Genomic DNA, 21,666 nt, shown 5'->3' on the forward strand with positions numbered 1-21,666 from the left:
ATGACCGCCGGACGCGAACCGGCCTCGACGCCAGCATCCCCGCAGGCCGGTGAGCGCCCCCAGTTGATGCGCAACGATCCCTTCAGCCAGCCTGCCTACACGGACAGTTTCTACGACGCCGTGGGTGGACACCAGACGTTCGTGAAGCTCATCGATGTGTTTTACGACGGCGTTGCCGGGGATCCCTTGCTGCGGCCCATGTATCCCGAGGAGGACCTGGAACCTGCCAAACGGCGCTTCCTCATGTTCCTCGAGCAGTACTGGGGTGGGCCAACCACGTACAGCGAGGAGCGTGGCCACCCCCGCCTCCGGATGCGCCACATGCCGTTCAGGGTTACCCCGGAAGCGAAGGACCGCTGGCTGTTCCACATGCGTGCGGCTGTGGATTCGCTCGGCTTGTCCCCACTGCACGAAGGCACGTTGTGGGATTACATGGAGCGGGCGGCGCTCACCATGGTGAACAGCCCCTCAGCTGTCTAGCCCTGGTTCTGGAAACCCAGGCCCGCGCCAGTGCGGACCAGCACGTGACCGCGCGGGCCACTGAGGCGGAACCACCTGCCGTTGCGGAACAGTTGCTGTTCCCCGTCGCCCAGGAACCCCAGGGCGAAAGCCGCAAAGGCAGCGCCGGCAGGGATGCCTTCCCGGCCGGGCAGGCTGCGGCTCCAAACCGCCGCACGCGCAGAATTGACGACGGCGGCACCCGCCATGGCGGGCACCACACCGGCCACTTCCGCGATTCCGGCCTCAGCGGCGGCCTTCAATTCTGCATCCGAAACCGGGCCTTGCGCCTCCCAGCCGCTCCTCGGGGCACCGACACCTGCCCACGACTCGGAAACGGTGGACGGTGGGATGGGCAGGTCCACATCGACTGGGCTGGAACGGGCAAGCCGGTCCAGGATGGACGCGAGCGTCACCGTGACATCCGCCTGCGCCTGCTCGGCCAATGCCATGGTTCGCAGGCCCAAAATGGTTGGCGTCGCCTCACCGAGGATCCGGGGCCGCAGGACGCAAACATAGGCGGCCAGCACCTGGCCTGCTGCCTGCAGCCGGATGGCGCCGTCGTCGATGCTCTTGGCACGCGTCACGTAGGTGCGCAGATCGCTGAGATCGCGGGGGTCGGCAAAGCGGAAGGACTGGGTCAAGACGTCTGTCACATCAACGACTCTACCGGCATGTCCGCGGTTGAGAGGGGTCAGGGGGCCGTCTAGAGTCGAACCATGACTGAGACGAACGCGGGCCTTGAGGCTGAGGCCCCCTCCGGAGATCCCATGGAAGTGCTGATCGATCTGCTGGATTTGGGCGACTTCGACGGAGCCCGCACCACCGAGGACATCTTCCTGGGCCCGTCCCAGAAGCAACCCCGGCACCGCGTCTTTGGTGGACAGGTACTGGCCCAGTCCATGATGGCCGGCATGCGGACCGTGGACCCCGGGCGCGTTGCCCACTCCATGCACGGCTATTTCCTGCGCCCCGGAGACGCCAACAAACCCATCACCTTTGGCGTGGAGCGGCTTCGGGACGGCCGGTCCTTCTCCGCCCGCCGGGTGCACGCCTACCAGGACGGCGTGCCGATTCTCTCGATGATCGCGTCCTTCCAGGTCCAGGACGACGGCCTGGACCACCAAGCCGTCATGCCGGAAGGGATCCCGGATCCTGAATCGCTTCCGAGCACCGCAGAGTTGCTCTCCCGCTATGACCATCCCCTGGCCCGCCACATGTCCTCCGAACGCCCCTTCGATGTACGGCACATCGACCCCGCACTGTACGTCTCACCGCCCACGGATCACGTGGCCACCAACGCTGTGTGGATGAAGACCATGGGACCCCTGCCGGACGATCCACAGCTGCACGTTGCTGCGTTGGCCTACGCGAGCGACTACACCCTGCTGGAACCGATCCTGCGGAAGCACGGCCTGGCGTGGATGACACCGGGCATGAGTGTGGCCAGCCTGGACCACGCCATGTGGTGGCACCGCCCGGTCCGGGTGGACGAATGGATGCTCTACGTCCAGGAGTCCCCCAGCGCCCAGGGAGCCCGCGGACTTTCCACGGGCCGGATCTTCAACCGCGACGGCGTGCACGTTGCCACCGTGGCGCAGGAAGGCATGGTCAGGATTCCCTGAGACGCTGGTTTCCGTCTTCCCCGGAACAACAAAACGGCCGTCCCTTCCGGGACGGCCGTTTTTGTTACCGGCGTTCTAGTCGCGGGTCAGGCGACGGTGGGTCACACGGTGCGGCTTCGCGGCGTCGGGGCCGAGGCGCTCAACCTTGTTCTCCTCGTAGGACTCGAAGTTGCCCTCGAACCAGTACCACTTGGAGGGGTTCTCGTCGTCGCCTTCGTAGGCCAGGATGTGTGTTGCCACCCTGTCGAGGAACCACCGGTCGTGGGAGACCACCACAGCGCAACCGGGGAAGTCGAGCAGGGCATTCTCAAGGCTGCTCAGCGTTTCCACGTCGAGGTCGTTGGTGGGTTCGTCAAGGAGCAGGAGGTTTCCGCCCTGCTTCAACGTCAAGGCCAGATTGAGGCGGTTGCGCTCACCACCGGAAAGGACACCGGCCTTTTTCTGCTGGTCCGGACCCTTGAAGCCAAAGGCAGAAACGTAGGCACGCGAAGGCATTTCCACTTGGCCCACCTGGATGTGGTCCAGGCCATCGGAAACAACTTCCCACAGGGTCTTGTTGGGGTCGATGCCGCCACGGGACTGGTCAACGTAGGAAATCTTGACCGAGTCGCCGATCTTGAGGTCGCCGCCGTCGAGCGGTTCCATCCCCACAATGGTCTTGAACAGCGTGGACTTGCCCACACCGTTGGGACCGATGACGCCCACGATGCCGTTCCGGGGCAGGGAGAAGGACAGGTCTTCGATCAAGACGCGGTCGTCGAAGCCCTTCTTCAGGTCCTTGGCTTCGATCACCAGGTTGCCCAGGCGGGGTCCCGGCGGAATCTGGATTTCTTCGAAGTCGAGCTTGCGGGTGCGCTCTGCCTCGGCTGCCATCTCCTCGTAGCGGGCAAGACGGGCCTTGGACTTGGTCTGGCGGCCCTTGGCGTTGGAGCGGACCCATTCCAGTTCCTCGGTGAGGCGCTTGGCGAGCTTGGCGTCCTTCTTGCCCTGGACCTCGAGGCGGGCCTTCTTCTTCTCCAGGTAGGTGGAGTAGTTGCCCTCGTAGGGGTACAGGTGTCCGCGGTCGACCTCGGCGATCCACTCAGCCACATGGTCAAGGAAGTAGCGGTCGTGGGTGACGGCCAGGACGGCCCCGGGGTACTTGGACAGGTGCTGTTCCAGCCACAGCACGCTTTCGGCGTCGAGGTGGTTGGTGGGTTCATCCAGGAGCAGCAGGTCCGGCTTCTGGAGGAGGAGCTTGCACAGCGCCACGCGACGACGCTCACCACCGGACAGGACGGTGACGTCCGAGTCGGCCGGCGGGCAGCGCAGTGCGTCCATCGCCTGCTCGAGCTGGGAATCGATGTCCCAGGCGTCGGCGGCGTCGATGGCTTCCTGGAGTTTGCCCATTTCCTCAAGGAGGGTGTCGTAATCGGCGTCCGGGTTGGCCATTTCTTCGGAGATCTCGTTGAAGCGCTGGATCTTGCCGTAGATTTCGCCTACGCCTTCCTGGACGTTGCCCAGGACCGTCTTTTCCTCATTCAGCGGCGGTTCCTGCAAGAGGATGCCCACGGTGTAACCGGGGCTCAGGCGGGCCTCACCATTGGAGGGAGTGTCCAGTCCGGCCATGATCTTGAGAATGGTGGACTTACCAGCACCGTTCGGGCCAACGACGCCGATCTTGGCACCGGGGAAGAACGACATGCTGACATCGTCCAGAATAAGTTTGTCGCCAACGGCCTTGCGGGCCTTGGTCATCGTGTAAATGAATTCCGCCATGCCGTTAAATCTAGTGGCTTGGCGGGCAGAACTCACATTCGGTCGAAGCGGGTGAAGCTATCTGGCGTCTCCGATGAAGCATTTTCCAGTGGCCAGGACAGGAAGTACCGTCACCACGACGGCACCATCACGGATCTGTCCCATGACGCAACTGCTTCCGGCAAGGGCCGCCGCTTCCATGGCATCGACATCGAGGCCCGTGGGTGTCCGGCCGGCGGACACCTCAATGTTGTTCTTTGGGATACCCGCGGCCACCAAGGCGGCCCGCACCGCTTCCTGGCTGGGCTTGGGGGTGGTGGAAACGAGGTTCTTGAGCGTAGTTTCCACGGTTTGGGCGGTTGCCGTCACAGCAGGATCGGCAGTTGTCCCCGCGGCCGTTGATGCCGGCGGGACGGTTGGCGATACGGCCTGGGCGGTGGCAGGCTGCGCTGGGTTGATGGTCTGCTGTGCGATAGTGCTGGAGGGCTGTGCCGGCGCGCAGGAGGTCAGTGCCGCAGCAACCACCAGCGAGGACAGCAAGACCCCGCCCAGCCGTTTGGACGTGTCGCTTTGCCGGTTCACTGTGCTCCCCCATTCATCACACAGCCATTCTGCCATTCCACGGACGCCCCTTCGGGCGTAGCGTTGCCCTGACCTACGGGTTTGGACCAAACGGACGCATCTATGGACGAAGGAGGCGCACCGTGAACGCACAGATTCCGGATGCGGAAGCCACAGTGACGGTCGCGGCGGAGCGCGGGGACGTATGGAGGGCCCTGACCGACCCCGCCATCATCAGGAAGTACTTCCTTGGCACCAACGTGGAGACCACGTGGAAGGTGGGCGATCCCATCACTTACTCGGGTGAATACAACGGCAACTCCTACGAGGACAAAGGCGCCGTCCTGGAGTTCGAGCCCATGGAACGCGTGAAAACGACACACTTCAGCCCTTCAACGGGATTGCCCGACGCTCCGGAAAACTACCACACCGTTGAGTATCGACTGGCGGACGCGGGTCAGGGAACGTCGGTAACCATCGTGCAGGGAAACAACAGGAGCACAGAGGAAGTGCATCAGTCCACCGCCACATGGGGCATGGTGCTGCAGAACCTCAAAGAGCTTCTTGAGGCGGGGAAGCCTGGTCAATAAGCAACGATCCCCCGGAACTCGTGGTGAGTTCCGGGGGATGCTTGCGCCCCAGGAGGGAATCGAACCCCCGACCGGCGGATTAGAAGGCCGCTGCTCTATCCCCTGAGCTACTGGGGCGTACGGGATCGCCGGACAGCATGGGCTGTTTGGCGCCACAAAGAGTTTACAGTGCATTCCTTCCCCTGGCCGCCAGACGCGCGCCCCAGCCGGCACTGGCCCTCCACAGACGTCGGTTTGGGTCCGGTTATGCACATAGGCGCCCGAGGGAGTGCCTCGACGCTTGCGGCTGGCCGAAGCTGAAGGAGCCGGAAAGGCAATCTCCACTTCGGGAAGGACCGCAAATGAACGACGTCATCACCCTCCGCGGCTTTGTAGCTTCGGAAGTCAAGAGTTCCACCACCATCCGCGGCACATCCACCGCTTCGTTCCGGCTGGGGACGACAGAGCGGCGCTACGACCGGGCAAACAACGCCTGGGTGGATGGCAATACCAATTGGTACACGGTACAGTCCTTCCGCTACTTGGCCGGGCACGTGGGCTGCAGCCTCAAAAAGGGCCAGCGCGTCATTGTGGTGGGCCGGCTGCGGCTCAGGCAATGGGAGCACGAGGGCAAGATCTACCACGTGGCCGAGGTGGATGCCGAGGCCGTGGGGCACGACCTCATGTGGGGCTCGGCGAACTTTACGCGGATGAGCGCAACTTCCCCGGCACCGGAGATGGCCCCAACGGATACCCGTCTGGACCTCGCAGCCGGGGCAACGGCTCCTCGGCCCGATGGCTCCAGCGAGGACTGGGAATCCGCCATGGACGGACCTACTCCCCCTGCAGACAGCGAAGACGCCGTTGGCACGGAAGGATCCGAGGATCCGGACAGGATGCTGGTAAACACGGAGACCGGTGAGCTGGCGGACGCCGTGGCTTGATGCCGGGCCGGGCTACGCCCAGGAACATGTGTGGTGTCCCGTCCTACAGTTGAGGCATGCACAACACCGAACTCCTTGAGGCGATCCGTTCAGCCCTCCGGTCGGCGGCGGACGCCGATCGTGGACGGGGCGCCCAGGCGTACATGAAGTCCGAGATGCCATCGCTGGGGGTGAGGGTCCCCGAAGTCCGCCGGATCACCAAAGAAGCCGCCAAACAGTTTCCGCTCGCGTCACCGGAAGATGTCCGTCGGGCAGTGCTGGAATTGTGGCGCAACGCGGAGGCCCGGGAGGAACGATACGCCGCCATCGACCTGACGGGTCTTCCGCTGGTGAAGGAAGACCTCGGCATGTTGCCCGTGTATGAGGAAATCATCAGGACCGGGGCCTGGTGGGATCTGGTGGACGGCGTTGCCCACCGTATTGGAGCCCTGTTGTTGGCGCATCCGGAGATCATGAGGCCGCTGCTGGTCCAATGGTCTGCGGACCAGGACATGTGGATTCGACGCTCTTCCATCACGGCGCAACTTGGCGCCAAAGCGAAGACTGACACCGCGTTGCTGTCCGTGGTCATCCAGGCCAATCTTGCGGATAAGGAATTCTTTATCCGCAAGGCCATCGGCTGGGCGCTGCGGGAGTTCAGCAAAACGGACCCCGCTTCGGTGAGGGCTTTCGCGGCCGAGAACGCTCCCGCGCTCAGTCCCCTTTCCACCCGGGAAGCACTGCGGTTGCTGTCCGCAAGGCCAAGGGGCCAGGACGGCCTCAAATGATGGGGCGGAGCCCCGGCTCGTCACGCTTGCGGAACAGGCTCTTGGTCTTGGGGTCCACAAAGATCAGGTAGACGGCAAAGAGCAACGCGATGATGGCTGCGGCGTTCCGGGCCAGGGTCAACGCCAAGCCAAGATCTTCGCTCTGCAGGTACGGGAAGACGTCCAATTGGTCGGAGATGGCGTAGACCATGAAGAAGGAAACCACAAAATACACTGCCTTGACCTGCCAGTCGTTGCGGATCCCGGTCACGGCAAACAGCGGAATCAGCCACACGACGTACCAGGACTGGATCATGGGTGCCAGCAGCACGATGGCAGCGAAGGCCAAAGTGAGACGGCGCATCAGCCGGTCGTAATCTCCGCGGAACACCAGCCACCCCACAGCAACAAGCATCAGGAGCTTTCCGGCGTCGTACACCCACTTGGCCATGCCCCAGCCATCAAGTCCGAAGACGTTGAAGATGGAAGCCACAATCAATCCGATCAGGCCGATGGGGGCATACCAGATCCACACGCTGCCCGGGGCGGACAGGCCCTTGATCCAACCGAAGCCGTAGCCGTTGACGAGGCCCATGGCGTAAAGGATGCCCAGGGTCAGGGCCGCCGTCAGGAACCAGAACAGGAACTTCCGGGGCCAGGATGCTCCCTTGCCCGCCCACAACAATCCAATGAACGGCAGGAACACGACGGTGATCGGCTTGACCGAGATGGAGAAGGCCACCAGCGCGATACCGAGGACCACCCTGCGGGTTGCGCAGTAATACAATCCGGCAAGTGCCAAGCCGATCATCAGGGCATCGTTGTGGACGCTCGCAATGAAGTTGGTCAGGAACAAGGGGTTTGCCGCAGTCAGCCACAGTGCGCGATGCGGGTTCACTCCGTGGAGTTCAGCCAGTTTGGGGACGTAGATGATGCAAAGAATGACGCCTGCCACCGCCACGAGCCGGAACAGCATAATGCAGGCTTCAGGTTGGACATTCGTCACCCAGACAACGAATTGTTCGATCCACAGGAACAACTGCCCGTACGGAACGGGCGCCTCGGTCCACATTTTGTCGGCGCCCAGTTGGAAGTAGTTGGGCAGGGCGGAGATGCCATTCTCATAGGGGTTGATCCCCTCGACCATGAGGCGGCCCTGGCCAATGTAGGCATACACATCCCTGCTGAAGAGGGGAACCGTGAACATCATGGGCAGGCCCCAGGCCACCACGGCCTTCAGGGTAGCCTTACGGGCTTCCAACCCCCACACCCTGACGCGCTGGCCAAGCCTTAGCCATGCCCTGACCAACAACATTCCACCGATGGCCAGAAGGACAATTGACAGCCCAACACCAAGGCCCTCGGTCCGCATCCAAATAAACAGCGGCAGCCGCCTCAATTCCGATACCGGCGCGAGCCAACCGACTCCCAGGGAACCGAAGACGAGGAACATGGATCCGATGAAACCGGCGATGAGCGGGGAACGGGGGTTGTCCACCTCGGCTGCTGCGGTCCCCACGGGCGCCGCAGCTCTCCCGGCCTTCTGGGCGGCGGGTACGGGCACCGTCATGTGGTTTCATCCAATCGTTTGCCCGTTGATGTTTCGGGACGGAATTACGAATCTCCGGAGGTGGGTCACAGCAGGAAGAAATGACACTGCCGTGCCCAAAAATCGTACCATCGGAGCACTGGCAGGAACCTGACCGATAGGCTGGGCGCGTGCCTATTACTAATGAACGCATCGTCTGGATCGACTGCGAAATGACCGGCCTGGACCTCGTCAACGACGCCTTGATCGAAGTAGCGGCGCTCGTGACCGACTCCGAGCTCAACATTCTTGGCGATGGCGTGGATGTCGTCATCAAACCTGACGACGCAGCGCTGGAACAGATGAACGACTTCGTCCGCGACATGCATACACGCTCCAAGCTCCTTGATGAACTCCCCCATGGCAAAACGATGGCCGAGGCCGAAGCCCTGGTGTTGGAGTACATCGAGAAATGGGTTCCGGATCCCCGCAAGGCGCCGCTTGGCGGCAACTCCGTGGGCACCGACCGCATGTTCCTCGCGCGCGACATGCCCAACGTGATTGAACACCTGCATTACCGCGTCATTGATGTCAGCACCATCAAGGAACTCTCCCGCCGCTGGTTCCCACGCGCCTACTTCCAAGCACCGGCGAAGCATGGTGGCCACCGGGCCCTCGGTGACATCAAGGACTCCATCGACGAACTCCGGTACTACCGCGAAGCTGTGTTTGTGCCTGCCCCGGGACCGGACACCGCTACCGCGCAGCGCATTTCCAAGGAGACGACAGCCTCGGCGGAGACCCTCAAGGCCGCCGGCGACGTGTGATCTGCGTCATTTTTTGGGGTTTTTTCGGTGAAACCGGCAAAAGTGGACTTTGAACCCCCAAACAGCAGGTAAGCTATTTGTCGTTGCCTTCACGGAAAGCCGGTCAAACGGTCAGACCCAGAGGCGCATGGTGGGCGTAGCTCAGTTGGCAGAGCGCCTGGTTGTGGTCCAGGAGGTCGCGGGTTCAACCCCCGTCGCTCACCCCACCGGGATTGGCTGGAAAGCCGGTTCCCAAAGGCCGCACCGGATATCCGGTGCGGCCTTTGTTTGTTGGTCCGCTGGTGGTTCCTGCCGGAGTCACCAGGGGTCGCAGCCACTGACTAAGGAAGTACAGACATGACGGTCCTGCCAATCACCATCTGGGGCGAGCCTGTCCTCCACCGCCGGGCCAGCGAAGTGGACGTCTTTGACGACGAACTCCGCCAGCTGATCTCGGACATGTTCGAAACGAATGACGCCGCAAACGGGGTTGGCCTGGCAGCACCCCAGGTCGGAGTGGGCAAGCGGATCTTCGTCTACAAGTACGCCAACGATGACGACGCGCCGGACCAAGGCGTCCTGGTCAACCCTGTCCTGACCCTGTCCAAGGTGTCGGGCGCCCTTCCGGATCCCGAGGAGCATGTTGAAGGGTGCTTGTCCTTTCCCGGTGAGCACTACCCTCTCCAGAGGGCCGAGTGGGCCCGCGTCCAGGGCTTCGACGGCGACGGAAAACCTGTTGAGTTCGAGGCAACGGGCTGGTTCGCCCGCGTCATGCAACACGAGTTCGACCATCTGGACGGCAAGCTGTACGTCAACCGCCTCGTGGACCGCTATGCGAAGAAAGCCATGAAGCAGGCGAAGAAGAGCGGCTGGGGAGTCCCGGGGCTGACCTGGATGCCCGGGGTCGACCCCGATCCGTTCGGGCACTAACCCATGGCAACCGGAGACCGCGCGCAGCTGTTCCAACTCCTCGACATCACAGGCGAGGATGCGCGGGAATGCGCGGACCTGCTTGGGGCAACTCCGGGCCCCGGCGTCCAGCAGGCTCTCGAGGCGCTGCAGGCCAGGCTGGGAACCTTCCCCTCGGACAGCGTCATCTCCAACGGACCCACGGAGTCCGAATGGATTACTGCGTTGCTCCGGTTCGCGCCGTTGGTGCATTCCTATCATCTCGGCTTGGGCATTACTCCTGAGGTGTCAGCCGCGTCCCTGGCGGACGTGGGACTCCAACTGCGCATCAACAGGCGTGTTCACGGCCGGTTTGGGCTGGACACCTGGTCCTGGTTGACCCTGCACATGGCGGGGAATCTCTTCCGGCTGGGAAGGCTGCAGTTTCACTTGGTCCGACGGCAGCCACCCGAGGCTGAAGACGGGCAGGAAAGTTCTTGGGTGCTGGGCGTCCACATTCCCGAGGCCGGGGCTCTCGCGCCAGCCGCCGTTGACGCCAGTTTCAGGGACGCGAAATTGTTCTTCGCCGGCCATTTTCCCGACAAGCCCGTTGCAACAGCCACTTGCGAGTCATGGATGCTTGATCCCTACCTGGCGAACCACCTTCCGGAGAGCAACATCGCGTCCTTCGCCAGGCGTTTTACCCTGGACCGCTGCACGGACGCACCCACCGATGCCGTCTACTTCACGTTCCGGCACCGTGGGCTCGAAGGCTTGGACGCACTGCCACGCGAAACCTCACTGCAGCGCTTGGTTCTGGAGAGGATCGACGACGGCGGCACCTGGCAACTGGGGCATGGTCACCTTTCGTTGTAAATGGCCTGCTGCTCCGGACACGAAGCCAGGACACGCTTCATCGCGTCCTTCTCGGCCTGTGTGACCCACAGTTTGTAAGCCGTTTTCACCGATATTTGCCGGGCCACATAATGGCAACGGAAGTTCTTGTTGGGCGGCAGCCAGGTTGCGGCGTCCCCTGCCCCCTTCTTGACGTTTGCGGGTCCGTCAGCGGCAATCAGGTTCAGCGGATCGTTGGCCAGCATCTGGCGTTGCTGGGCAGACAACTGCTTGGCCCCCTTCTGCCAGGCGTCGGCCAGCGCCACCACATGGTCGATCTGGAGGAGTGAACTGGTGTCCTGCCCCCTCCGGAACGACACAAACGCGCCAGTGTAGGGCTCCTGGATTTCTCCCGCGGCGATTTTGCAGGTGGAACCAGTGGTGAACTCGACGCCTGCGAGATCGCGGCGGAGGATATCGTTCCTGGTGTCGCAGCCGTTGCGGTCAACATCCAGCCAGGCCTGACCGAAAGCGGTGCGGTCATAGTCGCTCTTCGACGACCTGCCCTTCACCTCGAGCTGGTCCAGGGCCTCAGACGCTTTCTGGGCCTGGACGCGGACGGCGCCCGGGAGCGGCTTCATCCAGGCGGCGTCAAAGACAGGCGCCTCCGTTGGGCCTGCGACCCACGGGCCCACAGCATCGAACTGCCCGGCGGTGAAAAACCACGTCAGTCCACCCACTACGGTGGCGGCCAGCAGCCCCAGGATGGCCCAGGCTTGCCGGGACCGGCGGCGGGCACGCTTGTAGGCAGACCACGTAATACTCAAGGGGCTCCGTTCAATCGGGGTGACGTTGCCCTTCGAGCGTAGGACAAAACACCGACAACGAAGCCGCTGTCCACAGTGTGCAGGGAGAGTCACACGGTGGATGGAGGATAGCTGGCCTATTGCTCGCGCATCACGCGCTGCAGGTCCTCGGCTGCCACTGCCAGGAGTCCCCGCAATTGCTCAACGCGCTCGTCCGTGACATCGCCGGCAGCATTGGCCGCGACGGCCTGGTCCAGCAGTTTTTGTGCCTGCTTGTGGTTGGCCTTGGCCACGTCCAAGGCGTGTTCAAGCGTGGTTTCGTGCTCCAACGTAGATTCATTTTCCATGACCCCATTGTGAGCAGGTTTCCCGGCTGATTCCAGTAACCCAGCCGGGAAACCCAGGTAACACTTTGGCTTAGGCGTTGGCTGCCTCAAGCACCGCGATGGGGGCCACGATATCGCGGGCGGGGAACGACGGCGGGTTGACGCCGGCCATCTCCTCCATCACGCGGACAACCTGGCAGGAGTAGCCGAACTCGTTGTCGTACCAGACGTAGACAACCAGGTTCTTGTCGTTGGAAATCGTGGCGAGCCCGTCCACGATGCCGGCCCGGCGGGACCCTACGAAGTCAGTGGAAACAACGTCCGGCGAATCGATGTAATCGATCTGCTTGCGCAGCTGCGAGTGCAGGGACATCTCGCGGAGGTAGTCGTTCACTTCATCGCGCGTGGTGCCGTTGGCGAGGTTGAGGTTGAGGATGGCCATGGACACATCCGGCGTGGGAACGCGGATGGCGTTGCCGGTGAGCTTCCCCTGCAACTCCGGGAGGGCCTTGGCTACGGCCTTGGCGGCGCCCGTTTCCGTGATCACCATGTTCAGGGCAGCGGAGCGTCCCCGGCGGTCGCCCTTGTGGAAGTTGTCGATCAGGTTCTGGTCGTTCGTGAACGAGTGCACGGTCTCCACGTGCCCGTGGATAATCCCGAACTTGTCGTTCAGGGCCTTCAGCACGGGGGTGATGGCGTTGGTGGTGCAGGAGGCTGCGGTGACGATCTTGTCTTCGTCGGTGATGTCGGCCTGGTTGATGCCGTGCACGATGTTCTTGAGGTCGCCCTTGCCGGGGGCGGTCAGCAGGACGCGGGCAACACCCTTGCTCTGCAAGTGCTGGGAGAGGCCATCTGCGTCGCGCCAGCGGCCGGTGTTGTCCACCACCAGTGCGTCCTTGATGCCGAAGGCGGTGTAGTCCACCGTGGCGGGGTTGTCGGAGTAGATCACCTGGATCTGGACGCCGTTGGCCGTGATGGTGTTGGCTTCCTCGTCCACCCGGATGGTGCCTTCGAAGGAACCGTGGACGGAGTCGCGGCGCAGCAGGCTGGCGCGCTTGACGAGGTCGTTCTCGGCGCCCTTGCGCACAACGATCGCACGGAGGCGCAGCCCGTGTCCGCCGCCTGCCTTTTCGATCAGGAGGCGGGCGAGCAGACGTCCGATGCGGCCAAAGCCATAGAGGACGACGTCGGTGCTGGTGCGGTCGTCCGCGCCGCGCTTGCCCACAACGTCAGCCAACTCCGCGCGAAGGAACTCATCCAGGGAGACAGCGCCGTTTTCTGCACGGTACTTTTCGGTCAGCCGGGCGATGTCGATCGCGGCAGCGCCGAGCTCCAGCTCAGCCAAGGCATTCAGCAGGGGCGCGGTCTCTTCGAGCAGCAGCTCTGTATTGCTCATCCGGCGGGCGAAGCGGTGGGCCTTCAGGATGTTCATGGTGGACTTGTTGATCAGGCTCCGGCCGTGGATGCTGGTGACCACGTTGTTTTCCCGGTACAGCCGGCCGATCACCGGAATCATGGCCTCGGCGAGGGCCTCCCGGCCCATCCACTTATCAAGACAAGAATCTGACGTCTGGCTCACAGAACTACCTTCCTTGGGTCAACCACATACGTCTTCGTATGCAGATGGCGTCGGCCGCCCGGAGTAGTCCTGCGGCACATGCGCTGCGGGCTTCGGTCCACCCACGGCGCCTTGAACGAGAGCAAAGAAAATCCGCCGGCTGCGAACGCAGACCCGGCGGCAGAACTTCTACGTTCAGTAACCATTCTAGGGCTGGATCCCGGCGCAGTGGCCGCCCGGATGCGTGAAATCACTCACACGGGTGTCCCGTAGACTCCCGGGTGTGACTCATCCAGTGCGGCGCGAGCTGCTCCGCCAAGCGCTCCTGGCCCGGAAGGGCGGCCGGATCGGCACAGGCGGCCGGGGTGCCGTGGCCCTGCGTTTCGACGACGGCGCACGCGACTTCAGGGACAAAGTGCTGCCGCTCCTGGTTGAGCGCAACCTGCCGTTCACGCGGGTCACCACCACCCAACGGATCGGAAGCGTACCCACCGAAAGCGATACCTGGCAGAACATCCAGCACTACTGCCTGCAGCACGGCGGCGAGGTGTGGAACCATGGCGCCACCCACAGGGACGCGTCCGGGGACGACGCCTTGCACCAGGAAATCGTGGGGGCACTGCAGGATCTCGGCCGCTTCCTGCCCCGCATTCCGATCGACTGCTTCGCTCCCCCGGGCGGTTCCAGCATCCGCTATGACGGCCATATGCCATCCAGGACGGTGGCAGCCTGGGCTGGAACAGCTGCTGGCAGGCTGATCCACGACTTCCACGCCTTGGCCTCCGGGTATCTCCCGGACAGTTATTACCGTCCCCTGGATGGCGTGCTGCGGGATGGGCAGAACCATTACAGCCTGGACCTCTACACGGAGCCAGGACGGGCAACGGCTTTGGTGGACCGGGCCCGGGAGTGGAGGGCCGGCATCGTCATGATGTGGCACGCCAACAACCTGGGCGTCAAAGACCGGCAGTCCATGGAGGCGTTCACCGCCATACTGGACTATCTCGTGGAACAAAGGGACCAGGGTTCGCTGTTGGTTTTGACGGCATCGGGGCTGGGCGCGGCCGACGCTTCAAGCACCCATCGCGACAACATCCTGGTCACAGATTCGGGTAACCCTTTCGCGGAAGCCATCCCCTATCCGCAATACCGGCAGAACATTCCCGGCTCCACACGTGAGCTGACGGCTACGGTCTCCGCGCCCGCAGGTACAGCCGTAACTTCAGTGATCGGTGAATCGACACGCCACCACGTGGTCCCGGTCGGGGGCACCTTGCACCTGCGCCACTTGGCCACCGTCCCCCTTGATGTGAAGTCCTTGGAGGTCACCATCAATGCTGCCAGCCGCGACGTCAGGCTCGTCGCGGTCTAGGCAACGCTGCGTCTGAGGGCCAAAAAGCTCCCGGTACGCTGCCAAGGTGAACAAACTCTCAGTACTGGCTGACCACAGCGATGGGTCCGGGAACAGCATCGAGTGTTCCAGGGCCATTGAAACCGGCATCGCGGTGACCTTTCGAGGCAGGAACAACCGCATCATCGTCGCGGAAGGCGCCCGTATTGCCAAGCTGCAGGCCGTTTTCGACTGCGACAACGGCACGCTCGTCATCGGTCCCAGCAACAAGTCGCCGTTCAGCATGAACGTCCGAGTCGGCCAGGATTCAACGGTACGCACAGGCGCAGACTTCACCACCACCAGCGTCGCCGTGGTCAGCGCAGTGGAGGGAGCCGCCGTCATGTTCGGTGACGACGTCATGATCGCCAGCAGCACCCAATTCCGGACCGACGATGGGCATCCCATCTTCGACGTCGCCACGGGCCGTCGCGTCAACCCCGCCAGGGACGTTGTCATCGGCAACCACGTGTGGTTTGGCGCCCAGGCTGTGGCCCTGGGCGGCGCACGCGTGGGCGACGGTTCAGTGATTGGGTTCCGCAGCATCGTCACCGGAACCATCCCCAACAACGTCATCGCCGTGGGTTCACCCGCCCGCGTGGTCCGGCGCGACGTGGCATGGGAAAGGCCGCACCTTTCCTTCACCAGTCCCCCGTACAAGCCGGATGCCGCATCCGTGCCCAAGAGCGAGGAGTACTGGAACCTGACCGCGGAGGACGTCCCCATCTTCGAAGAACTCAGCGGCTGGCACGACCACCACTGACAGGGGGTATGTGGATGGGTTGACCGATACGCCGGGTTCTGTCATCCCGAGCCGTTACCGGCAAGGGAGTGGCGGCCATCCATCTACGAACGCCGTTGCCGACGCCCTCCAGCAGCCTACCCGGACACTCGGGCGGGCAGCCCTCGAACGTGTCCTGTCTGGCCTTGCTCCGGGTGGGGTTTACCTAGCCTCCCCGGTCACCCAGGGAGCTGGTGGTCTCTTACACCGCCGTTTCACCCTTACCTGCCAACCAACCGGTGCAGGCACCGGTCGGCGCAGGCGGTCTGTTTTCTGTGGCACTTGCCTGCGGGTTACCCCGAGTGGGCGTTACCCACCACCCTGCCCTGTGGAGCCCGGACGTTCCTCGAGCCACTTTCGTGGCGCGCGGCCGCCTGGTCAACCCATCCGCCGTACAGTCTACCGGCGTCGGGAGCCACGCCCGGACACCGGTAATATCGACTGGTGCTGATTCTCCTGCCGCCTTCCGAAGGCAAGACACCCGCTGCCAAAGGACCCTCCATCGACTGGGAGGCGCTGAGCTTCCCGGACTTGAACACCTCCCGGGCCAGGGTCCTGGAGGCGCTGGGTACCGTCAGTGCGCATGAAGACGCCCTCGCGTTACTCGGCGTCGGCGCCTCGCTGCGTGACGACGTCGAACGCAACACCAGGCTGCACTCGGAACCGGCCGCCCCAGCCCACCAGGTCTACTCCGGCGTCCTGTACGACGCCCTCGGGTACAACAGCCTGACCCCCACGCAGCGCCGCAAGGCTGCCGAATCAATCCTGGTGGTTTCCGCTCTGTGGGGCGCCATCGGCTTTGGCGACCATGTGCCCGCCTACCGGCTGTCCATGGGAACCGCACTGCCCGACGTCGGACGCCTCGCCTCGTACTGGAAGCCGCAGCTGGCCGCCGCCCTCGCCAAGCGCGCCGAAGGCGAGCTGCTGGTTGACTGCCGGTCCAGTACCTATGCGGCCGCTTGGGCGCCACCGGCAGATCAAACGGTGACCGTCAATGTGTTCACTGAAGCCAAGGGCAAGCGCACGGTGGTGAGCCACTTCGCCAAGCACACCCGCGGTGAATTGGCCCGGCACCTGCTCACCAGGCGCGGAAAAGCTCCCGCCACCCCCGCCCAACTCCTGAAGGCAGCCAGCGAGGTGTGGACCAGCGAACTTGTTGAGGGCACGGCCCGCAAGCCGCATGCCCTCAACATCATCCTGGCGGGCTAGTTCCACTCCGCCGAGCGGACCAGGATGCAGCCGGAATCGGGGCAGAACACGATGTCGTCCTCGGCCGCGGCCTTGACTTCGGCGAGGTCGCCGGGGCTGAGCGTCATCCCCGAGCCTTCAGACTTTCCATGGAAAAGGCGGGCAGCACCCACGCCGCGCTTGGCAATGGTCTTCTCATAAATGGCCACCATGCCCTGGTCCAAGGCCTCCGCGAAGGCAGCCCGTTCGCCACGGACGACTGCTTCCTCCGACGCGATGCGGGCAATCTCCTGGTCCAGGTCGGCCCGGATGCTCCCAAAGGAACCCTGGATGTCATCCACGATCGCCTGCTGGGCAGCTTGGCGTTCGCGGAGCCCGTCGAGGCGCTCGAGGATTTCCAACTCCACATCTTCCAGGTCCGACCGGCGCTTGTTCAGGGAAGCGATGTCGTTCTGCAGCGCCACCAGGTCCTTGGACAGTCCGGTGCCGCTGTTGAGCCGGGCTTCGTCGCGCTCGATGCGGCTGACTACCTGCTCCACATCCGCTTCCGAACGCCTCAACTCCGCCTCGGAATCGTGGACGGCGAGCTTCGCCGCACCGAGTTCGCCGTTCGCCACCTTCAGGGCGTCCTGCAGGTCGGTGATGCGGGGATCGTTTTCCAGTACCTTCCGCTGGCCCGCCAGCGACTTCAGCTTGGCATCAAGGCCCTGCAGTTCAAGCAATTTGAGTTGTTCTGCCGGTGCTGCCTTCGCCACGCTTACCTCCACCTGTCTGTTGCCGGCACCGCTGGTCAGTGCCGGCCGCTGTCTTGTTGATGCTAGTCCCCGCCGGGAGTCAGGATGAAGTCCCAGGGATCGCTGTTGGCGCTGCTGACCCGGATCTCCACATCGTGTCCTTGATCCTTAAGTACGTTCGACAACGCTTCGGCGGCCACCGGCAGCCACAGCCATTCGCTGGCAAAGTGCGAAACGTCAATAAGGTATGGCCGGTCGTTCACAGCCGCCTCGCGGGCTTCCGAGGCCGGGTGGTGCCGCATGTCGGCAGTCACGTAAACGTCGGCCTGGTTGGCCCGAACGGCATCGAACAGGCTGTCACCGGCGCCGCCGCACACCGCAACGCGCCGCACCAATCCGTCCTTGTCACCCGCCACGCGCACGCCCCCTGCAACGGCCGGCAGCACGCCGAAGACCCGGGCGGCAAAATCTCCGAGGGTCATGAGTTCGGGCAGATCGCCAACCCTGCCGATGCCTTCCTCGGGCAGGCCGTTAGCGGCCGTGGTCAGCGGGCTGACGTTGTCCAGGCCGAAGGCATGCGCCAGCACATCGGAGACTCCCCCGACGGCTGAGTCACCATTGGTATGGACCGTCAGCAACCCGGTTCCGGCCTCGATCAGGCGATGGACGGCCAGGCCTTTGGCAGTGGTGGCGGCTACCGAGTTCACGCCCCTGAGCAGCAAGGGATGGTGGGTAATCAGGAGTTCGGCACCCCACTCAATGGCCTCGTCGATCACTTCAAGCGTCGGATCCACAGCGAAGAGGACCTTGGTTACCGGGGAGTCAGGCCGCCCTACAACCAAGCCAACCTCATCCCAGTCTTCGGCCAGGGACTCCGGCCAGAGTTCCTCTACTGCCAGGAGCACCTGGCCCAGTGTCGGTTCACCGTTGTCTTCAACTGTTCCGGCGTCGTCGCTGGAGTCCGCATCGGAATGGGCGGTGTCTACTGCTTCCATACTCTTATTCTTACCTACCGCAACGGATCGGTCAGGGTGTGACCTGCCACCAACCCCAGCATCCTGTCGATCTCCGTCACCGTCCCGTAAGGTATTGCGGGAATCATCAGTCCGTCCGATCCATTGAAGAGACCATGAAAACTTTCGTACTTGGCGGCGGCTGCTTCTGGTGCCTCGATGCCGTCTACCAGAAAACCCGCGGCGTACAGTCTGTCGTTTCCGGCTACACCGGGGGCCATCTCCGCAATCCCGACTACTACGAGGTCTGCTCCGGAACCACCGGCCATGCCGAGGTGGTGGCAGTGACCTTCGACGAATCCGTGGTGCCCGCCGAAGTCATCCTGGACATGTTCTTCGCCCTGCACGACCCCACCACCTTGAACCGCCAGGGATACGACGTCGGCACCCAGTACCGCTCGTCCATGTTCTACACCACCACCGAGGAGAAGATCCTCTTCGAAGAAGCGATCGAACGCGCGCAGTCCCTGTGGCAGCATCCGATCGTGACGGAGGTCAGCCGCTTGGGCGACTTCTACGAAGCCGAGGATATTCACCAGAACTACTACGCAAAGTTCCCCAACCAGGGCTATTGCCAGGTGATTATTAACCCGAAGCTGGCAAAAGCCCGGAAATATTACTCTGCATGGCTAATTGCTTAGCAGGGTTTCGACGCTGCTGGTTAGGCTGACCTCAGCATTCCCTCTTGAGAGATAGGCATACATTTTCATGGCAAGGATCTACGACGACGTCACCCAGCTGGTTGGACGCACCCCGCTTGTCCGCTTGAACCGCCTTACCGAAGGACTTGGCGCCACTGTCGCAGTCAAGCTCGAGTTCTACAACCCGGCCAACAGCGTCAAGGACCGCATCGGCGTAGCCATCATCGACGCCGCCGAAAAGTCCGGCGCCCTGAAGCCTGGCGGAACCATCGTCGAAGGTACGTCCGGCAACACCGGCATCGCTTTGGCCCTGGTTGGCGCCGCCCGTGGTTACAAGGTCATCCTGACCATGCCGGAGACCATGTCCACCGAGCGCCGTGTCATGCTCCGTGCCTACGGCGCCGAGATCGTGCTGACCCCGGGTTCCGAAGGCATGCGTGGCGCCGTGGAAAAGGCCCAGGAAATCGTGGCCAACACCGAGAACTCCATTTGGGCACGCCAGTTCGCCAACGAGGCCAACCCGCAGGTCCACCGCGAAACCACTGCCGAAGAAGTCTGGGCCGACACCGACGGCGAAGTGGACATCTTCGTCTCCGGCGTGGGCACCGGCGGAACCATTACCGGCGTCGGGCAGGTCCTTAAGGAACGCAAGCCGGGCGTCCAGATCGTGGCCGTGGAGCCCAAGGACTCCCCCATCCTCAACGGTGGCGCACCCGGTCCGCACAAGATCCAAGGCCTCGGAGCAAACTTCGTCCCCGAAATCCTGGACACCAACGTCTACGACGAAGTGCTTGACGCCACCTTGGAAGACTCTGTCCGCGTTGCGCGCGAACTCGGTGCCCGCGAAGGCATCCTGGGCGGCATCTCCTCCGGAGCCATCGTCTGGGGCGCACTGGAACTGGCCAAGCGCCCGGAAAACGCAGGCAAGCTGATCGTTGCCGTGGTTTGCGACTTCGGCGAACGTTACATCTCCACTGTCCTGTTTGACGATATCCGCGGCTGATTCTTCGCCCGCCAATATTCATTCCTGTAGAAAGGTCTTTGTGAGTTTCTTCGCAAGGCTTAAGGAAGACCTCGACGCCGCCCGGTCACACGACCCGGCGGCTCGAGGCTCTTTTGAGAACTTTTTTGCCTATTCCGGCCTCCACGCCATCTGGGCACACCGCTTAACCCACAAGCTGTGGCAGAACCCGGCCCTCCGCTTCCCGGCCCGCCTGATTTCGCAGCTTGCACGCTTCCTCACCGGTATCGAGATCCACCCCGGAGCCACCATCGGCCGCCGCTTCTTCATTGACCACGGCATGGGTGTGGTGATCGGCGAGACTTCCGAAATCGGCGACGACGTGATGATCTACCACGGGGTAACCCTCGGCGGACGGTCCCTGGCCAAGGTCAAGCGCCACCCCACCATCGGCGACCGCGTGACCATCGGCGCAGGCGCCAAGGTCCTGGGACCCATCACCATCGGCGCGGACAGCGCCGTGGGTGCCAATGCAGTGGTGGTCAAGAACGCTCCGCCGGAGTCCATCATCACCGGCGTCCCGGCCACGTGGCGGCACCGCGACGCCAAGTCCGAAACCAAGCCCGCCGTCGACCCGGCCGAGTACTACATCGAGTACCGGATCTAGCGGACAAACCTCTGATAGGAATTCCACAGCACCGTGTCGAACACACGGTCCGGGAGTAACCTTCGCAACGCCAGGACGCTCCAGGCTCCCCTGCCCACCGGGTATCGGGTCCTGGGGCGTTTTGCCGTTGCCGCCCTGGCGACGGCCCTGGCCACATCGTCCGGCGGCGTGGACAGCACCTGCCCCGAGGTGGAAGCCAGCGCGGCAGCCATGACGTGTGCCTGGTCCTTGTAGGGTCCGCTGCCGGAAGCCAGCATGAGGCCTTCACCGGCGATGGTTCCCCACTCCGTGTCCGTTCCGGACGGTTCGATGATCACCACATCGATGCCGTGCGGTTTAAGTTCCAGGCGCAATGAATCGCTCATGCCCTCCACGGCGAACTTGGTCCCGTGATACCAGGCGCCGAGTGGCTCGTACATCTTCCCGCCGATGGATGAGATATTGATGATCCGGCCGGCGCCCTTTCGCCGCATACCCGGAATGACCAGCTGGGACATCCGTGCCAGGCCTACGACGTTGACCTCGAACTGCCGCCGGCCCTCGGAGAGCGGGACTTCTTCCAAGGAGCCGTAGGACCCGTAGCCGGCATTGTTCACCAGGACATCCACCTGTCCTTGCGCATTCTCCACGTGACGGACTGCGGACACCATCGATGCGTCGTCGGTGACGTCCAGGGAAAGGACGTGGATGCCCTGAACCTTTAGCGGCTCCATCTTCTCCACTCGTCGGGCCCCTGCGTAGACGGTGAAACCGGCCGTTCGCAAGGCCAAGGCAGCTGCGTAGCCGATTCCGGTGGAAGCGCCCGTGACAAAGGCGGTGGGTTCGCTCATCTGGTGCTCCTCAACCCTGAATACGGCAAAGGCCG

Annotated in this window: 24 protein-coding genes, 2 tRNA genes and 1 other RNA gene; 15 read left to right on the forward strand and 12 right to left on the reverse strand. The window is 63.2% G+C overall.

The window, feature by feature from the left end; all coding sequences use genetic code 11:
- Entirely contained in the window at nt 1-480 is a 480-nt protein-coding gene (locus tag ACIQT2_RS01890; protein ID WP_402943138.1) for a globin, read from the forward strand.
- On the opposite strand, the gene ACIQT2_RS01895 is transcribed toward ACIQT2_RS01890, so the two are convergent.
- Nucleotides 477-1,154: a hypothetical protein gene (locus ACIQT2_RS01895; protein WP_402943033.1), complete on the reverse strand. Its 678-nt coding sequence runs from the start codon at nt 1,152-1,154 to the stop codon at nt 477-479. The genes ACIQT2_RS01890 and ACIQT2_RS01895 overlap by 4 nt on opposite strands.
- A 63-nt stretch (nt 1,155-1,217) precedes the next feature.
- On the opposite strand from ACIQT2_RS01895, the gene ACIQT2_RS01900 reads away from it, so the two are divergent.
- On the forward strand, nt 1,218-2,123 hold the full coding sequence (locus tag ACIQT2_RS01900; protein WP_397321542.1) for an acyl-CoA thioesterase: 906 nt from the start codon (nt 1,218-1,220) through the stop codon (nt 2,121-2,123).
- A gap of 75 nt (nt 2,124-2,198) precedes the next feature.
- On the opposite strand, the gene ettA is transcribed toward ACIQT2_RS01900, so the two are convergent.
- Both ettA and ACIQT2_RS01910 read right to left on the reverse strand, forming a co-directional pair.
- Nucleotides 2,199-3,881, reverse strand: coding sequence for an energy-dependent translational throttle protein EttA (gene ettA / locus ACIQT2_RS01905; RefSeq protein ID WP_400269143.1), 1,683 nt, complete (start codon nt 3,879-3,881; stop codon nt 2,199-2,201).
- A gap of 57 nt (nt 3,882-3,938) precedes the next feature.
- Nucleotides 3,939-4,478 carry a DUF6993 domain-containing protein gene (locus tag ACIQT2_RS01910; protein ID WP_402943036.1) on the reverse strand — a complete coding sequence of 180 codons (540 nt, stop codon included), beginning with the start codon at nt 4,476-4,478 and terminating at the stop codon, nt 3,939-3,941.
- Nucleotides 4,479-4,564: 86 nt separating this feature from the next.
- Here ACIQT2_RS01910 and ACIQT2_RS01915 point away from each other — a divergent pair, with 86 nt between their 5' ends.
- On the forward strand, nt 4,565-5,011 hold the full coding sequence (locus tag ACIQT2_RS01915) for an SRPBCC domain-containing protein (protein ID WP_402943038.1): 447 nt from the start codon (nt 4,565-4,567) through the stop codon (nt 5,009-5,011).
- A gap of 44 nt (nt 5,012-5,055) precedes the next feature.
- On the opposite strand, the gene ACIQT2_RS01920 is transcribed toward ACIQT2_RS01915, so the two are convergent.
- Nucleotides 5,056-5,128 (reverse strand) — tRNA-Arg (locus ACIQT2_RS01920).
- A 224-nt stretch (nt 5,129-5,352) separates the two neighbouring features.
- Here ACIQT2_RS01920 and ACIQT2_RS01925 point away from each other — a divergent pair.
- Together ACIQT2_RS01925 and ACIQT2_RS01930 are read left to right on the forward strand one after the other, a co-directional pair.
- On the forward strand, nt 5,353-5,934 hold the full coding sequence (locus ACIQT2_RS01925) for a single-stranded DNA-binding protein (RefSeq protein WP_402943040.1): 582 nt from the start codon (nt 5,353-5,355) through the stop codon (nt 5,932-5,934).
- Between the two features lie 56 nt (nt 5,935-5,990).
- Entirely contained in the window at nt 5,991-6,701 is a 711-nt protein-coding gene (locus ACIQT2_RS01930) for a DNA alkylation repair protein (RefSeq protein ID WP_402943042.1), read from the forward strand.
- On the opposite strand, the gene mptB is transcribed toward ACIQT2_RS01930, so the two are convergent.
- On the reverse strand, nt 6,694-8,250 hold the full coding sequence (mptB, locus tag ACIQT2_RS01935; protein ID WP_402943044.1) for a polyprenol phosphomannose-dependent alpha 1,6 mannosyltransferase MptB: 1,557 nt from the start codon (nt 8,248-8,250) through the stop codon (nt 6,694-6,696). The two genes, ACIQT2_RS01930 and mptB, sit on opposite strands and share 8 nt — an antisense overlap.
- 149 nt (nt 8,251-8,399) lie before the next feature.
- Between mptB and orn the strand changes: the two genes are divergently transcribed.
- The 4 genes from orn to ACIQT2_RS01955 all read left to right on the forward strand — a co-directional run bounded on the left by orn (nt 8,400) and on the right by ACIQT2_RS01955 (nt 10,778).
- Nucleotides 8,400-9,035: an oligoribonuclease gene (orn, locus tag ACIQT2_RS01940; protein ID WP_402943046.1), complete on the forward strand. Its 636-nt coding sequence runs from the start codon at nt 8,400-8,402 to the stop codon at nt 9,033-9,035.
- Between the two features lie 130 nt (nt 9,036-9,165).
- Nucleotides 9,166-9,241 (forward strand) — tRNA-His (locus ACIQT2_RS01945).
- A 130-nt stretch (nt 9,242-9,371) separates the two neighbouring features.
- Nucleotides 9,372-9,944 (forward strand): peptide deformylase, encoded by a 573-nt coding sequence (gene def / locus ACIQT2_RS01950; RefSeq protein WP_400331729.1) that lies wholly within the window; start codon nt 9,372-9,374, stop codon nt 9,942-9,944.
- A 3-nt stretch (nt 9,945-9,947) separates the two neighbouring features.
- Entirely contained in the window at nt 9,948-10,778 is an 831-nt protein-coding gene (locus ACIQT2_RS01955) for an acyltransferase domain-containing protein (protein ID WP_402943050.1), read from the forward strand.
- On the opposite strand, the gene ACIQT2_RS01960 is transcribed toward ACIQT2_RS01955, so the two are convergent.
- The 3 genes from ACIQT2_RS01960 to ACIQT2_RS01970 form a co-directional block, all read right to left on the reverse strand.
- On the reverse strand, nt 10,763-11,563 hold the full coding sequence (locus ACIQT2_RS01960; protein ID WP_402943053.1) for an HNH endonuclease family protein: 801 nt from the start codon (nt 11,561-11,563) through the stop codon (nt 10,763-10,765). The genes ACIQT2_RS01955 and ACIQT2_RS01960 overlap by 16 nt on opposite strands.
- A gap of 116 nt (nt 11,564-11,679) precedes the next feature.
- Nucleotides 11,680-11,889: a hypothetical protein gene (locus ACIQT2_RS01965; protein WP_387437088.1), complete on the reverse strand. Its 210-nt coding sequence runs from the start codon at nt 11,887-11,889 to the stop codon at nt 11,680-11,682.
- Between the two features lie 70 nt (nt 11,890-11,959).
- A complete protein-coding gene (locus tag ACIQT2_RS01970; RefSeq protein ID WP_400331720.1) occupies nt 11,960-13,447 on the reverse strand; it encodes a glyceraldehyde-3-phosphate dehydrogenase in 1,488 nt (495 codons plus the stop codon).
- Between the two features lie 262 nt (nt 13,448-13,709).
- On the opposite strand from ACIQT2_RS01970, the gene ACIQT2_RS01975 reads away from it, so the two are divergent.
- Together ACIQT2_RS01975 and ACIQT2_RS01980 are read left to right on the forward strand one after the other, a co-directional pair.
- A complete protein-coding gene (locus ACIQT2_RS01975; RefSeq protein ID WP_402943057.1) occupies nt 13,710-14,798 on the forward strand; it encodes a polysaccharide deacetylase family protein in 1,089 nt (362 codons plus the stop codon).
- 46 nt (nt 14,799-14,844) lie between these two features.
- Entirely contained in the window at nt 14,845-15,579 is a 735-nt protein-coding gene (locus ACIQT2_RS01980) for an acyltransferase (RefSeq protein ID WP_402943060.1), read from the forward strand.
- A gap of 11 nt (nt 15,580-15,590) precedes the next feature.
- On the opposite strand, the gene rnpB is transcribed toward ACIQT2_RS01980, so the two are convergent.
- An RNA gene (gene rnpB / locus ACIQT2_RS01985) (RNase P RNA component class A) lies at nt 15,591-15,983 on the reverse strand.
- 58 nt (nt 15,984-16,041) lie between these two features.
- Here rnpB and ACIQT2_RS01990 point away from each other — a divergent pair.
- A complete protein-coding gene (locus ACIQT2_RS01990) occupies nt 16,042-16,806 on the forward strand; it encodes a YaaA family protein (protein WP_402943063.1) in 765 nt (254 codons plus the stop codon).
- Here the strand turns inward: ACIQT2_RS01990 and ACIQT2_RS01995 are convergent.
- Both ACIQT2_RS01995 and ACIQT2_RS02000 read right to left on the reverse strand, forming a co-directional pair.
- Nucleotides 16,803-17,540 carry a zinc ribbon domain-containing protein gene (locus ACIQT2_RS01995; RefSeq protein ID WP_402943065.1) on the reverse strand — a complete coding sequence of 246 codons (738 nt, stop codon included), beginning with the start codon at nt 17,538-17,540 and terminating at the stop codon, nt 16,803-16,805. The genes ACIQT2_RS01990 and ACIQT2_RS01995 overlap by 4 nt on opposite strands.
- 62 nt (nt 17,541-17,602) lie before the next feature.
- Nucleotides 17,603-18,514: a Nif3-like dinuclear metal center hexameric protein gene (locus ACIQT2_RS02000; protein WP_402943068.1), complete on the reverse strand. Its 912-nt coding sequence runs from the start codon at nt 18,512-18,514 to the stop codon at nt 17,603-17,605.
- A gap of 134 nt (nt 18,515-18,648) precedes the next feature.
- On the opposite strand from ACIQT2_RS02000, the gene msrA reads away from it, so the two are divergent.
- The 3 genes from msrA to epsC all read left to right on the forward strand — a co-directional run bounded on the left by msrA (nt 18,649) and on the right by epsC (nt 20,801).
- On the forward strand, nt 18,649-19,173 hold the full coding sequence (msrA, locus tag ACIQT2_RS02005) for a peptide-methionine (S)-S-oxide reductase MsrA (protein ID WP_397321525.1): 525 nt from the start codon (nt 18,649-18,651) through the stop codon (nt 19,171-19,173).
- Between the two features lie 67 nt (nt 19,174-19,240).
- Complete coding sequence (cysK, locus tag ACIQT2_RS02010) at nt 19,241-20,176, forward strand: cysteine synthase A (protein WP_397321524.1); 936 nt, start codon at nt 19,241-19,243, stop codon at nt 20,174-20,176.
- 40 nt (nt 20,177-20,216) lie between these two features.
- Nucleotides 20,217-20,801: a serine O-acetyltransferase EpsC gene (gene epsC / locus ACIQT2_RS02015; RefSeq protein WP_397321523.1), complete on the forward strand. Its 585-nt coding sequence runs from the start codon at nt 20,217-20,219 to the stop codon at nt 20,799-20,801.
- Here the strand turns inward: epsC and ACIQT2_RS02020 are convergent.
- Nucleotides 20,798-21,631 carry an oxidoreductase gene (locus ACIQT2_RS02020; RefSeq protein ID WP_402943073.1) on the reverse strand — a complete coding sequence of 278 codons (834 nt, stop codon included), beginning with the start codon at nt 21,629-21,631 and terminating at the stop codon, nt 20,798-20,800. The genes epsC and ACIQT2_RS02020 overlap by 4 nt on opposite strands.
- Between the last annotated feature and the right edge of the window lie 35 nt (nt 21,632-21,666).

Origin of the sequence: Paenarthrobacter sp. NPDC090522 (genome assembly GCF_044769225.1) — a bacterium.
Lineage (GTDB): Bacteria > Actinomycetota > Actinomycetes > Actinomycetales > Micrococcaceae > Arthrobacter.

What these genes read in the sequence shown, in the direction of transcription:
- ACIQT2_RS01890 (WP_402943138.1), top strand. Translation starts at nt 1, where the DNA reads ATGACCGCCGGACGCGAACCGGCCTCGACGCCAGCATCCCCGCAGGCC.
- ACIQT2_RS01900 (WP_397321542.1), top strand. Translation starts at nt 1,218, where the DNA reads ATGACTGAGACGAACGCGGGCCTTGAGGCTGAGGCCCCCTCCGGAGAT.
- ettA (WP_400269143.1), bottom strand. Translation starts at nt 3,881, where the DNA reads ATGGCGGAATTCATTTACACGATGACCAAGGCCCGCAAGGCCGTTGGC.
- ACIQT2_RS01910 (WP_402943036.1), bottom strand. Translation starts at nt 4,478, where the DNA reads ATGGCAGAATGGCTGTGTGATGAATGGGGGAGCACAGTGAACCGGCAA.
- ACIQT2_RS01925 (WP_402943040.1), top strand. Translation starts at nt 5,353, where the DNA reads ATGAACGACGTCATCACCCTCCGCGGCTTTGTAGCTTCGGAAGTCAAG.
- ACIQT2_RS01930 (WP_402943042.1), top strand. Translation starts at nt 5,991, where the DNA reads ATGCACAACACCGAACTCCTTGAGGCGATCCGTTCAGCCCTCCGGTCG.
- mptB (WP_402943044.1), bottom strand. Translation starts at nt 8,250, where the DNA reads ATGACGGTGCCCGTACCCGCCGCCCAGAAGGCCGGGAGAGCTGCGGCG.
- def (WP_400331729.1), top strand. Translation starts at nt 9,372, where the DNA reads ATGACGGTCCTGCCAATCACCATCTGGGGCGAGCCTGTCCTCCACCGC.
- ACIQT2_RS01955 (WP_402943050.1), top strand. Translation starts at nt 9,948, where the DNA reads ATGGCAACCGGAGACCGCGCGCAGCTGTTCCAACTCCTCGACATCACA.
- ACIQT2_RS01965 (WP_387437088.1), bottom strand. Translation starts at nt 11,889, where the DNA reads ATGGAAAATGAATCTACGTTGGAGCACGAAACCACGCTTGAACACGCC.
- ACIQT2_RS02000 (WP_402943068.1), bottom strand. Translation starts at nt 18,514, where the DNA reads ATGGAAGCAGTAGACACCGCCCATTCCGATGCGGACTCCAGCGACGAC.
- msrA (WP_397321525.1), top strand. Translation starts at nt 18,649, where the DNA reads ATGAAAACTTTCGTACTTGGCGGCGGCTGCTTCTGGTGCCTCGATGCC.
- cysK (WP_397321524.1), top strand. Translation starts at nt 19,241, where the DNA reads ATGGCAAGGATCTACGACGACGTCACCCAGCTGGTTGGACGCACCCCG.
- ACIQT2_RS02020 (WP_402943073.1), bottom strand. Translation starts at nt 21,631, where the DNA reads ATGAGCGAACCCACCGCCTTTGTCACGGGCGCTTCCACCGGAATCGGC.